General features: G+C 71.7%; 10 protein-coding genes. 3 read left to right on the forward strand and 7 right to left on the reverse strand.

Features of this window, described 5'->3' with window-relative positions; translation table 11 throughout:
- Positions 1 to 8: 8 nt before the first annotated feature.
- From ccrA to AB0P24_RS06560, 3 genes are all read right to left on the reverse strand, one after another.
- A complete protein-coding gene (ccrA, locus tag AB0P24_RS06550) occupies positions 9 to 1,352 on the reverse strand; it encodes a crotonyl-CoA carboxylase/reductase (protein WP_365791091.1) in 1,344 nt (447 codons plus the stop codon).
- A gap of 497 nt (positions 1,353 to 1,849) precedes the next feature.
- The gene (locus AB0P24_RS06555; protein ID WP_365791143.1) at positions 1,850 to 2,665 is read right to left on the reverse strand and encodes a TetR family transcriptional regulator; all 816 of its coding nucleotides are present in this window, start codon (positions 2,663 to 2,665) and stop codon (positions 1,850 to 1,852) included.
- 145 nt (positions 2,666 to 2,810) lie between these two features.
- A complete protein-coding gene (locus AB0P24_RS06560) occupies positions 2,811 to 4,625 on the reverse strand; it encodes a 3-hydroxyacyl-CoA dehydrogenase family protein (RefSeq protein ID WP_365791092.1) in 1,815 nt (604 codons plus the stop codon).
- Positions 4,626 to 5,003: 378 nt separating this feature from the next.
- Here AB0P24_RS06560 and AB0P24_RS06565 point away from each other — a divergent pair, with 378 nt between their 5' ends.
- Positions 5,004 to 5,579: an adenylosuccinate lyase gene (locus AB0P24_RS06565; RefSeq protein WP_365791093.1), complete on the forward strand. Its 576-nt coding sequence runs from the start codon at positions 5,004 to 5,006 to the stop codon at positions 5,577 to 5,579.
- Here AB0P24_RS06565 and AB0P24_RS06570 read toward each other — a convergent pair.
- The 4 genes from AB0P24_RS06570 to AB0P24_RS06585 all read right to left on the reverse strand — a co-directional run bounded on the left by AB0P24_RS06570 (position 5,566) and on the right by AB0P24_RS06585 (position 9,391).
- Positions 5,566 to 6,129: a GNAT family N-acetyltransferase gene (locus tag AB0P24_RS06570; protein ID WP_365791094.1), complete on the reverse strand. Its 564-nt coding sequence runs from the start codon at positions 6,127 to 6,129 to the stop codon at positions 5,566 to 5,568. The genes AB0P24_RS06565 and AB0P24_RS06570 overlap by 14 nt on opposite strands.
- Positions 6,130 to 6,176: 47 nt before the next feature.
- Positions 6,177 to 6,575: a RidA family protein gene (locus AB0P24_RS06575; protein WP_365791095.1), complete on the reverse strand. Its 399-nt coding sequence runs from the start codon at positions 6,573 to 6,575 to the stop codon at positions 6,177 to 6,179.
- A gap of 56 nt (positions 6,576 to 6,631) precedes the next feature.
- A complete protein-coding gene (locus AB0P24_RS06580) occupies positions 6,632 to 8,200 on the reverse strand; it encodes an alpha/beta hydrolase (protein WP_365791096.1) in 1,569 nt (522 codons plus the stop codon).
- Between the two features lie 150 nt (positions 8,201 to 8,350).
- Positions 8,351 to 9,391, reverse strand: coding sequence for an Rv2578c family radical SAM protein (locus tag AB0P24_RS06585; protein ID WP_365791097.1), 1,041 nt, complete (start codon positions 9,389 to 9,391; stop codon positions 8,351 to 8,353).
- A 180-nt stretch (positions 9,392 to 9,571) separates the two neighbouring features.
- Between AB0P24_RS06585 and AB0P24_RS06590 the strand changes: the two genes are divergently transcribed.
- Entirely contained in the window at positions 9,572 to 10,015 is a 444-nt protein-coding gene (locus AB0P24_RS06590; RefSeq protein ID WP_365791098.1) for an SRPBCC family protein, read from the forward strand.
- Between the two features lie 155 nt (positions 10,016 to 10,170).
- The gene (locus AB0P24_RS06595; protein ID WP_365791099.1) at positions 10,171 to 12,561 is read left to right on the forward strand and encodes an MFS transporter; all 2,391 of its coding nucleotides are present in this window, start codon (positions 10,171 to 10,173) and stop codon (positions 12,559 to 12,561) included.
- Positions 12,562 to 12,579: the final 18 nt, after the last annotated feature.

Below are 12,579 nucleotides of genomic sequence, written 5' to 3' on the forward strand. Positions count from 1 at the left end.
CGGGTGTCTCAGACGTTGCGGAAGCGGTTGATGGCGTCGAGGTGCTTGGCCCGCATCTCCTCGTCGCGCACGCCGAGGCCTTCCTCGGGAGCGAGGCAGAGGACGCCGACCTTGCCCTGGTGGAGGTTGCGGTGCACGTCGTAGGCGGCCTGGCCGGTCTCCTCCAGGGAGTAGACCTTCGACAGGGTCGGGTGGATCTTGCCCTTCGCGATCAGCCGGTTGGCCTCCCAGGCCTCGCGGTAGTTGGCGAAGTGCGAGCCGATGATCCGCTTCAGGGACATCCACAGGTAGCGGTTGTCGTACTCGTGGTTGTAGCCCGAGGTGGAGGCGCAGGTGACGATCGTGCCGCCCTTGCGGGTGACGTACACGGAGGCACCGAAGGTCTCGCGGCCGGGGTGTTCGAAGACGATGTCGACGTCCTCGCCGCCGGTGAGTTCACGGATGCGCTTGCCGAGGCGCTTCCACTCGCGCGGGTCCTGCTCCTGCTCGTTCTTCCAGAACTTGTAGCCCTCGGCGTTGCGGTCGATGATCGCCTCGGCGCCCATCGCCCGGCAGATCTCCGCCTTCTGCGGCGAGGAGACGACACAGATGGGGTTGGCGCCGCCGGCCAGCGCGAACTGCGTGGCGTACGAGCCGAGTCCACCGCTCGCGCCCCAGATCAGCACGTTGTCGCCCTGCTTCATGCCGGCGCCGTTGCGGGAGACCAGCTGCCGGTAGGCGGTGGAGTTGACCAGACCCGGAGCGGCGGCCTCCTCCCAGCTGAGGTGGCCGGGCTTGGGCATCAGCTGGTTGGACTTGACCAGCGCGATCTCGGCGAGACCGCCGAAGTTGGTCTCGAAGCCCCAGATGCGCTGCTCGGGGTCGAGCATGGTGTCGTTGTGACCGTCGGACGACTCCAGCTCCACGGAGAGGCAGTGCGCGACGACCTCGTCACCGGGCTTCCAGGCGTTCACGCCGGGGCCGGTGCGCAGGACGACGCCCGCGAGGTCGGAGCCGATGATGTGGTACGGCAGGTCGTGCCGCTTGGTCAGCTCGCTGAGGCGCCCGTAGCGCTCCAGGAAGCCGAAGGTCGACAGCGGCTCGAAGATCGAGGTCCACACCGAGTTGTAGTTGACACTCGATGCCATGACGGCGACCAGGGCCTCGCCCGGGCCGAGCTCGGGCAGGGCGACCTCGTCGAGGTGGATCGACTTGCGCGGGTCCTTGTCGCGGGTCTCCAGGCCCGCGAACATGTCCGTCTCGTCCTTGTGCACGGTGATCGCGCGGTAGGACTCGGGAAGCGGCAGGGCGGCGAAGTCGGCCGGCGTCGATTCCGGCGACTGGATCGCGTCCAGAATGGCCTGAGTGGTCACGGTGTTGCCTCCGGCGGTGTCCGCCCCCGAGGGAAGGGGCGCTGAGGGTTACGTCGGTGCTGCTGAGGGTTTCGGGAAGGTGCCCTGGTGCCGTCGGTTCGGCGGGGTGGTGCTCGGCGGCGCTTTGTGGCGCGGGAGGTTGCCTGTGACGCAGGCGTCCGGCGGGTGGGCCGATGGGCTCACCGGGACAGGCCGGACACCATCAACGTATGACACCGCGTGTCAGGCGGCAAGGCACTGAGTGCCAGAAATCGCTCTCAGATGAAATCTTTACGTAACAAATGAGCGATGATCGATCAAACCTACTGCCGAGTAGGCGAAAATGCCCCGTCTCGCGGAAGAGGTCCGGATGCCGGGGACGGACTGCGAGGCGTGGATCACACGGGCGGCGTGACGTACGCGGCAGGGCGCGGTCGGAGAAGATCCAGCCCGTCCGGCGGGTGAGGACGAGCGGCGGAGCCGCGGTTCGGTGACCGCGACCCGCCACGACCGTCGCCCTACGACCGCTCCTTCAGCGCCTGCTCGATCGTGCGCATCACCTCGTCCAGCGGCGCGTCCGTCCGCGCCACCGTCACCAGCACCTCACCCCGCGCACCCACCGAAGCCGGTGCGGTGGACCGGGGCGCGGCCTCCCGGCCGGCCCCGATCCCCGTGCCGAACGTCTTCCGCACGATCGCGAAGGCGTGGTCCAGCTGGGTCTCCACGTCCCCCTGGCCGTCCGCCCGCAGCCAGCGGCGCAGGACGTGGTTGTGGGCGGTGACCACCGCCGACGCCGCCACCTCGGCCAGCAGGGGGTCGTCGTTGGCGTCGTCCGCGTGGGCGTGCTCGTCGAAGTGGCCGAGGAGGTAGCGGGTGAAGAGACGCTCGTAACGGGCCACCGACGCGATCTCGGCCTCGCGGAGGGTGGGCACCTCGCGGGTGAGCTTGTAGCGGGCGACCGAGATCTCCGGCCGGGCCGCGTACATCTTCATGACTTCCTTGATGCCGCGGCACACCGTGTCCAGCGGGTGCTCGTGGGCCGGGGCCGCGTTCAGCACGGCCTCGGCGCGGATCAGCGTGTCGTCGTGGTCGGGGAAGATCGCCTCTTCCTTGGAACGGAAGTGACGGAAGAAGGTGCGGCGGGCGACCCCGGCCGCCGCCGCGATCTCGTCGACGGTGGTCGCCTCGTACCCCTTCGTCGCGAAGAGTTCCATCGCGGCGGCCGCCAGTTCTCGGCGCATCTTGAGCCGCTGGGCCGCCGCGCGGCTGCCCGCGGCACTCTCCGGCGCGTCGGGCGTGGCGGGGGTACGTGAGGACTTGGCGGGCTGGGGCATGACCCGAACGTACTGCATGTGCGCAGCTTGATGCGCATGTCCGGGGTTTCCCCCGCCCGCGAAGGGCGGGGGACCGTCCGCGGGGTCGAGCAGTCCGCCCCAGTCCTTGCCGTCCAGGTCGTCCCGGAACCAGTCGCCGACGCCGTCAGCGGCGGGCATATTCGCGGAAGCCGCGGCCGGTCTTGCGGCCGAGGCAGCCCGCGGCCACCAGGTGCTCCAGGAGCGGCGCGGGCGCGAGGCCCGGGTCGCGGAACTCCCGGTGCAGCACCTTCTCGATGGCGAGCGAGACGTCCAGGCCGACCACGTCGAGCAGCTCGAAGGGGCCCATCGGGTAGCCGCCGCCCAGCTTCATCGCCGCGTCGATGTCGTCGAGGGACGCGTAGTGCTCCTCGACCATCTTGATCGCGTTGTTGAGGTACGGGAACAGCAGGGCGTTGACGATGAATCCGGCCCGGTCGCCGCAGTCGACCGGGTGCTTCCTGATGCGGCCGCAGACCTCGCGGACTGTGGCGTGGACGTCCTCGGCGGTCAGCACGGTACGGACGACCTCGACCAGCTTCATGGCCGGCGCCGGGTTGAAGAAGTGCATGCCGATCACGTCCTGCGGACGCGAGGTGGCGCGGGCGCAGGCGACGACCGGGAGCGAGGAGGTGGTGGTGGCGAGGACCGCGCCCGGCTTGCAGACCTTGTCCAGCGTCGCGAACAGCTGCCGCTTGACCTCCAGGTCCTCGGCGACCGCCTCGACGGCCAGGTCGACGTCCGCGAAGGCGTCGTACGAACCGGCCGGGGTGATCAGGTCCAGGGTCCGCGCGGCCGCCTCGGCGGTCATCCGGCCCCTTCCGACGGAGCGGTCCAGGGACTTGCCGATGCGGGCCTTGGCCGCCCGCGCCTTCTCCTCGCTGCGGGCGGCGAGGACGACCTCGTAGCCGGCCTTGGCGAAGACCTCGGCGATCCCGGAGGCCATGGTGCCGGAGCCGGCGACGCCGACCGAGCCGACCGTGCGGCCAGGGGTGGGCGCGGCGTCGTCCAGCGGGGTGAGCGCGTCAGGGACGACGGTGGCGCTGCCGGGGGCCTCGTAGGTGTAGAAGCCGCGACCCGACTTGCGGCCGGTCAGGCCCGCCTCGCTGAGCTGCTTGAGGATCGGGGCCGGGGCGTGCAGCCGGTCGCGGGACTCGGCGTACATGGCCTCCAGGACCGTACGCGCGGTGTCGATGCCGATCAGGTCGAGCAGGGCGAGGGGGCCCATCGGCAGGCCGCAGCCGAGCCGCATGGCCGCGTCGATGTCCTCGCGGGAGGCGTACTTCGCCTCGTACATCGCGGCGGCCTGGTTGAGGTAGCCGAACAGCAGGCCGTCCGCGACGAACCCGGGGCGGTCGCCGACCGCGACCGGCTCCTTGCCCAGCTCGATCGCCAGGTCGGTGACGGCGGCGACGGCGCTCGGCGCGGTGAGGACCGACGAGACGACCTCGATCAGCTTCATCGCCGGGGCCGGGTTGAAGAAGTGCAGGCCGAGGACGCGCTCGGGGCGGGCCGAGTCGGCGGCCAGCCGGGTCACGGAGAGCGCGTTGGTGCCGGTCGCGAGGATGGTCTCGGCGCCGACGATGCCGTCCAGCTCGCGGAGGACCTGGTGCTTGATGTCGTACGACTCCGGGACCACCTCGATGACGAGGCCGGCGTCGGCGGCGGCCGTCAGGTCGGTGCCGGTGCGGACCCGGGCCAGCAGGTCGGCGCGCTCCTGCTCGGTGAGCTTGCCGCGCGCCACGGCCCGGGCCGTCGAGGCCTCCAGAGCGGCGAGGGACCTGGCGGCCTGGGCCTCGCTGACGTCGATGCCGATCACCTCGCGGCCGGCCCTAGCGAGGACCTCGGTGATACCGGTGCCCATGGTGCCGAGGCCGACGACGGCGATCGTCTTGAGCGGGGACCGGGGGGACAGGGAAGGGTCGGACTGGGGAGCGGCCATCGCGGGACTCCAGGAATGAGGGTGACGACTGGAAACGCGCCCGGGTGCGCCGAGGGGGCGCACCGGGTGCGGAGAGAGCTGCGTGAATGCGGGTGTAGCCGGGCTGACTGGCGCACACGCCCGGTGCTGCCGCCGCGGGCGCGCACACGCCCGGGAGCGGCGGATTCCGACCGGCCCTGTCCCGGAGCCGGGTCGTACTGCGGTACCGAGGTACCGAACCGACCTGTCACTCACGCGGCTGCGTCACCAAACCGGCGTGAGCGGTGGCGAGTGGGTGACTCGCTCGATTGAGCTTAACCGGCGGGTAACGAGCGCGCCAGCCCCCCGACTTTGTGATGTACGTCCCCCGGCCCCCGCGGCCCCTCTACGCTGGGCTTCGTGGACGAAGAGTTGCGATCACTCACGGAGCGTTTGCGGCAGGAGTCGCAGGGAACGGCTGCCTACGACCGGCTTCTGGCCACCGAGGACCACGACGAACTGGCGGAGGTGCTCATCGCCGCCGGACAGCCCCTGTGGGCCAGGGAGCTGGCGGCGTTCCGGCTGGGGACGGCCGGCGACCGGCGGGCCTTCGAGACCCTGGTCCTGCTCCTCAACCACCGCGACCCACCCCGCTGCGCCTCCGCCGCCCACGCCCTCGCCCGCCTGCGGGACCCGCGCACCGCCCGCGCGGCCGCCGCCCTCGCCACCAACGAGCTCCGCGTCGCCTACGCCCTGCACCCCGTCCGCCTGCTGGTCGAACTGCGGGCCCCGGAGTCCGTCCCCGCCCTGATCACCACCCTCGAACGCCGGCTGCGCCCGCACGATCCCTACCGCAGGGTCGCCCTCGCCTGCGTGGACGGCCTCGGCACCCTCGGCGACACCCGCGCCCGCCGCGTCCTGACCGAGGCCATGGCCCACCCCGCCCTCGCCGAGGCGGCGGTCCAGGCCCTCGCCCGCATCCCTAGGCAGAGGTGACGCCGAGCTCCCTGACGTACCGCACCTCGGGCACCGGCACCCCGTCGACCTCGTACGGCTCCTCGGCGCCGTCGGCGGCGAAACCCGCGATCTCGTAGAACCGCCGGGCGCGCGCGTTCCCCTTCAGTACCCACAGAAAGACACGGGAGTGCCCGGCGCACTGCTCCAGCACCGTCGCCAGCAGCGCCCGCCCCGCGCCGGTGCCGAGGTGCGCCGCGTCCACGTAGAGGGCGTACAGCTCGGCGTCGCCGGTGCGTACGTCACCCTCCCGGTACGGTCCGTGTGCCGCCCAGCCCACGATCGTGCCGTCGCGCTCCGCCACCAGCTCCGTCACCCCGTCCCCGCCGTCCCGGAACCGGGCCCGCCGCCGCTCGGCGTCCCGCTCGACACTGAGCCCGTCCAGGAACGGCTGCGGCATGAGGTCCCGGTAGGCGTACTGCCAGCCCCGGACGCGTATCTCCGAGACCCGGTCGCAGTCGTCGAGCGTCATGGGGCGGACACGGAGGGAAGCGTCAGGGGCCGAGGGGCCGGGGAGCCAGGCGTCGTTCATGGCGGCACTGTAGGGACCCGACGGCTTCGGCCGCCCGGAATTCGGCGTCAGCCGGCCACCACCGCCAGCGCCTCGATCTCCATCAGGAACCGCGGGCCGACCAGCGCGGCCACCTGGACGGCGGAGGCGGCGGGGAGGCGGTCGTCGGATATGTGGGCGGCGCGAGCCGCGCGGATGGCCGGCAGATGAGCCATGTCCGTGACGAAGTAGGTGAGTTTGACGACGTCTTCGAAGGTCGCTCCCGCCGCCGCGAGGCAGCGGCGCAGGTTCTCGAAGACCTGGCGGGCCTGGGCCGCCGGATCGCCCTCACCGACCAGTTCGCCGTCCTCGTCCAGCGGCAGCTGGCCGGAGACGGCGACGAACCGGCCGGTCGCCGCCACCACGTGGGTGTACTGGGCGGCGGGGGCGACTCCGTCGGGGGCGGGGAAGCGGGTCAGATCACTCATGCGTCCATGGTGGACCACGGGTCTGACAACGCCCCCGACGGGACGTCAGGACCGGCTCAGCCGCGGAAGCCCAGCAGGCGGTGCAGGGCAGAGCCGCGGGACGACGTCGAGGCGGCCTTGGTGGTCAGGGGCTTCGGGTCGGGGGTCTTCCGGCAGACCGCGTCGGCCGTGCCCTCGCCGCGCGGGACCGTGCCGTTCGTCAGGTAGGCGGCGAGGCGGGCGTCCAGGCAGGTGTTGCCGCTGAGCGTGATGCCGTGATTGCCGCCGCCCTGCTCCACGACCAGGCTGGAGCCGGCCAGCAGCCGGTGGACCGTGACGCCGCCCTGGTAGGGGGTGGCCGCGTCGTCCGTCGCCTGGAAGAGGAGTACCGGCGGGAGCTTGTCGTTGGTGATGTCCACCGGCTGCAGTGTCTCGGTCGGCCAGTACGCGCACGCCGCGTTGTACCAGGCGTTGTTCCAGAGCATGAACGGCGCCTTCTCGTACGCCGCCCAGTTGTCCTTGCGCCACTGGTTCCAGTCCCGTGGCCAGGAGGAGTCCCGGCACTGGACGGCCGCGTAGACGCTGTAGCCGTTGTCGCCGGAGGCGTCGACGGCGCCGAATTTCCGGTACGCCGCGACCAGCCCGGCCGTCTTCCCGCCGTTGACGTAGGCGGAGAACGCCTCGGCCAGGTAGGGCCAGTAGCCGTTGTAGTAGCCGCCCGGGACGAAGGTGTCCTCCAGCTCGGCGGCGCCCACCCGGCCGCCCGCCGGTCTCTTCGCCAGCGCGGCCCGCATGGCGTACCACTTGGCCTCGACCTTCTCCGGGTCGGTGCCGAGCCCGTACGCCGAGTCGTACTTCGCGATCCACGCCATCAGGGCGCGATGGCGGTCGTTGAACGCGTGGTCCTGCCTCAGGTTGTCGTCGTACCAGACGCCCGTGGGGTCGACGATCGAGTCCAGGACCAGGCGGTGGATCCGGTCCGGGTGCAGTTTCGCGTAGACCGCGCCCAGGTAGGTGCCGTAGGAGTAGCCGAGGTAGCTGATCCGGCGGACCCTGAGGGCCTGGCGGATCGAGTCGAGGTCCTGTGCGGTGCTGACCGTGTCGAGGTAGGGCAGCAGGTTCGCGTACTTCTTGCCGCACGCCGCCGCGAACGACCGCACCCGCTTGAGGTTCGCCTGTTCGAGGGCGGGGGTGGCCGGGACCGGGTCGGGGCGCACCGGCTCGAAGTAGCCGGGCGCGCAGTCGATCGACGGGCTGGACCTGCCGACCCCGCGCGGGTCGAAGCCGATGACGTCGTACTGGGCCGCCACCTTCTTGGGCAGGGTGGACGCGACGAAGCCCGCGAGGCCGAGCCCGCTGCCGCCGGGGCCGCCGGGGTTGACCAGCAGCGGACCCTGGGAGACCGCCGCGGTGTGCGGGACACGGGTGAGGGCGAGGGTGATCTTCTTTCCGCGCGGGTTCCGGTGGTCGAGGGGCGCCCGGACCGAGCCGCACTGGAGTGTCGGGTAGTCGGCGGTGCCGCATTTCCGCCAGGTCACCGGGGACACCTGGAGGGGGGCTCGGGCGGCGGCGGTCGCGGGCAGGGCGGTGAACGAACCGGCCACGACGGCGGCGGCGGCGCACAGCACGGCTGCGCGTGTTCGCATGTGTCCTCCCAGGACGGAGGGTCGTGGACCGCACGTGTCACGGTCCTCGCCGCATCGTCCCGGCAACGGGCCCCCAAAGAACGCATTCTGACGATTAATGACCCAATTGGGTCGAGGCTTGCGCCCGAACGCCCTCAGCCGTGAACGCGCTCAGAGCAGGGTGAGCTGGGTCGGCTCCGGCAGCGCCGGCTCCTCCTCCGGCGCCGGTACCGGGATCCGGCGGGCGGTGCCCGCGCGGTTCGGCCCGATGCCGTACTCCCCGGCCAGCTCGTGCACCTGGCGGGTGATCCGGCGCTGGTACCACTTGGGCGCGTAGGGGCCCTCGGCGTACAGCCGCTCGTAGCGCCGCACCAGATGCGGGTGACGGGCCGCCAGCCAGCTCATGAACCACTCGCGGGCGCCGGGCCGCAGATGCAGCACCAGGGGCGTCACCGAGGTGGCCCCGGCCGCCGCGATCGCCCGGACGGTGGCCCGGAGCTGGGCCGGGTGGTCGCCGAGGAAGGGGATCACCGGCGCCATCAGGACCCCGCAGCCGATACCCGCCTCGGCGAGGGCGCGGACGACGTCCAGGCGGCGCTCGGGGGCCGGGGTGCCCGGTTCCACGGTGCGCCACAGCTCGGGGTCGACGAAGCCGACCGAGACCGAGATGCCGACCTCCGTGACGTCCGCCGCCCGGCGCAGCAGGTCCAGGTCGCGCAGGATCAGGGTGCCCTTGGTGAGGATCGAGAACGGGTTCGCGTGCTCGGTGAGGGCGGAGATGATCCCCGGCATCAGCCGGTAGCGGCCCTCGGCGCGCTGGTAGCAGTCGACGTTGGTGCCCATCGCGATGTGGTCGCCGGGCCAGCGGCGTGAGCCCAGCTGGCGGCGGAGCAGCTCGGGCGCGTTCACCTTGACCACGATCTGGGTGTCGAAGCCGATCCCGGTGTCCAGGTCCAGGTAGCTGTGCGTCTTGCGGGCGAAGCAGTACACGCACGCGTGCGTGCAGCCCCGGTACGGGTTCACCGTCCATTCGAACGGCATCCGCGAGGCGCCCGGCACCCGGTTGATGATCGAGCGGGCCCGCACCTCGTGGAACGTGATTCCCCGGAACTCGGGCGTGTCGAAGGTCCGGGTCGTGACCGCGTCCGCGCCGAACAGCGCGGTGTCGGCCCGGCCGTGTTCGGTCTCCTCGGTGAGGTTCTCCCAGCGCATGACGCCTCCTCGGTAGCACTGCCCACAGAATAGAACATCTGTTCCCATGATCGTGCGAACGATCCGTGGAGACCGCGCGGACACCGAATCCGATCGCTTCCGGCACCCCGATTTGGGCGGCCGGGCGCCGGGGTGGTTGGCTTGGCGCAACCCCGAGAACTCAGGTGCTGGAGGAAAGCGATGGCGCAGGTCGAGGCCACTACGGAGCGGGTTGTCGGCGCGGATGCGGAGACGGTGTTCGACGCGCTCGCGGACTACACCGGCACACGCGCGAAGGTGCTGCCCGAGCACTTCAGCGAGTACGAGGTGCGCGAGGGCGGCGACGGCGAGGGCACCCTCGTCCACTGGAAGCTCCAGGCCACCAGCAAGCGGGTCCGGGACTGCCTCCTGGAGGTCAGCGAGCCCGCCGACGGCGAGCTGGTCGAGAAGGACCGCAACTCCTCCATGGTCACCACGTGGCGGGTCACCCCGGCCGGCGAGGGCAGGGCCAGGGTCGTCGTGCACACCACCTGGCAGGGCGCCGGCGGCATCGGCGGCTTCTTCGAGAAGACCTTCGCGCCCAAGGGCCTCGGCCGGATCTACGACGCGGTGCTCGACAAGCTCGCCGCCGAGGTCGAGAAGTAACCTCCCGGGAATCCTGGCCTGTTGGCTCCTCACCGGTTCGAGTGGATCTCCGGGCCGGTCGCACACGTGCCGTAACTCGTCGTGCTTGGTCGCAGTTGTCGCCCTACGGGAAACAGGGCGGCAATTGTGCGCAGGCGCGACGAGGGGAGCGGTACGTGGGCGGAACGACGCTGGTGCAGTACGAGGAACCGGCCGTGGCGCTGTGGGAGACCCCCGCGCCGGAACCCGCCCCGGCGCCCGGAATCGGGCCGCGCCGCACCTGGTTGGTGTTCTGCGGGCTGATGCTCGCCCTGCTCCTCGCCGCGCTGGACCAGATGATCGTGGCCACCGCGCTGCCGAGGATCGTCGGCGAGCTGCACGGTCTGGACCGGATGTCCTGGGCGATCACCGCCTATCTGCTCACCGCCACCGTCGGTCTCCCCGTCTACGGCAAGCTCGGCGACCTCATCGGCCGCAAGGGTGTCTTCCAGTTCGCGATCCTCGTCTTCGCCGTCGGCTCCGCGCTGGCCGGACGGGCCCAGAGCATGGACCAGTTGATCGCCTTCCGGGCCGTCCAGGGCGTCGGCGCGGGCGGGCTGATGATCGGGGTGCAGGCGATCATCGCCGACATCGTGCCGCCCCGGCAGCGCGGCCGCTTCATGGGGCTGATCGGCGCCGCCTTCGGCCTCGCCTCGGTCGCCGGGCCGCTGCTCGGGGGCTACTTCACCGACCACCTCTCCTGGCGCTGGTGCTTCTACGTCAACGTCCCCTTCGGGCTGGTCACCCTGGCCGTCATCACCGTCGTGCTGAAACTGCCCAAGCCCCGGCCCCGGGCTCGTTTCGACGTGCTGGGCGCCCTGTTGCTCGCCGCGGTCTCCACCTGCCTCGTGCTGCTGACCAGTTGGGGCGGGACGGAGTACGAGTGGGGCTCGCGCGTCATCCTCGGGCTCGGCGCGGGGGCGGTGGCCGCCACCGGGCTGTTCCTCGTCGTCGAGCACCACGCGGTCGAACCCCTCATCCCGCTGCGGCTGTTCAGGGACTCCGTCTTCAACGTCACCGGCCTGGTCGGGCTGATCGTCGGCGTGGCCCTGTTCGGCGCCGCCAGCTATCTGCCGACCTTTTTGCAGATGGTCGACGGCGCCTCGGCGACCGAGTCCGGGCTGCTGATGCTGCCCATGATGGGCGGCATCGTCGGCGCCTCGATCGTCGCGGGCCAGCTCATCAGCCACACCGGGCGCTACCGGATCCACCCCGTGCTCGGCGGCGGGCTGTCCGTCGTCGGCATGTGGCTGCTCTCCCGCCTCGAAGCCGGCACCCCGCGCTGGCAGTACAGCATCTGGATGGCCGTCCTCGGCGCCGGGATCGGCCTGGTGATGCCGGTGCTGATCCTCGCCGTGCAGAACTCCGTACGGCCCGCCGACCTCGGCACCGCCACCAGCGCCAACAACTACTTCCGGCAGATCGGCGGCAGCGTGGGCGCCGCCGTCTTCGGCACCCTCTTCGCCGACCGGCTCACCGACGCCCTGCACCGACGTCTGCCCGCCCAGGCCGGCGCCCGCCTGCCCGACCCCGAGTCCCTCACCCCGCAGCTCGTCCACGCGCTGCCCCCGGCCCTGCGGGACGCCTACATCCGCGCGTACGCCGACGCGATGCCCCGGATCTTCCTCTACCTGGTCCCGGTGCTCGTCCTCGGCCTGCTCATCGCCTGCTTCCTCAAGGAGAAACCACTGGTGTCCCATCCCACCGCCGAAACGGAGTCCGAAGCCGTGAACGCCTCGATCCCGCAGGCCCGGTCGTCGCACACCGGCGCCGGGATCCCCGTCTGCGGCACGGTGCAGCACCCCGACGGGACCGCGGTGCCGCGCGCCGCGCTCACCCTCATCGACGCCGTCGGCCGGCAGATCGGGCGGGGCGCCAGCGGCGAGGACGGCCGGTACGCCCTGGCCACGCCCGGCTCCGGGTCGTACGTCCTGATCGCCGCCGCCGGCGGGCACCAGCCGCAGGCCGTCACCGTGACGGTCGGCGAGCGGCCCGTCGAGCTGGACGTCGTCCTCGGCGGCGCCGGGCGGCTCGCGGGCAGTGTGGTCACCGCCGACGGCACACCGGTACGGGACGCCACCGTCACCCTCACCAACGTGCACGGCGAGGTCGTCGCCAGCGTCCGCAGCGGCCGCGAGGGCGGCTATGTGATCACCGAGCTGGTGGCCGGCGAGTACACCCTCGCCGCCAGCGCCCCCGCCTTCCGCCCGGCCGCCCTCCCGGTCACCGTCCAGGCCTCCCGGGAGACCCGGCAGAACGTCGAACTCGCGGGCGGCGCCGTGCTGAAGGGCACCGTCCGGGCCGGGGGCGGCCGGCCCGTGGAGGACGCCCGGGTGACCCTGCTCGACGCCGCCGGGAACGTCGTGGACACCCTCACCACCGGCGCCGACGGAACATTCCGGTTCGTGGACCTGTCCTCCGGCGAGTACACCGTCATCGCCGCCGGTTACCCGCCGGTCGCCACGGTCCTCCAGGTCGCGGGCGGCGGCCGCACCGAACGCGATCTCCAGCTCGGCCACGAGGACTGAAGAGGACCGGACCAGGAC

Source organism: Streptomyces sp. NPDC086519, assembly GCF_040686075.1.
Lineage (GTDB): Bacteria > Actinomycetota > Actinomycetes > Streptomycetales > Streptomycetaceae > Streptomyces > Streptomyces shenzhenensis.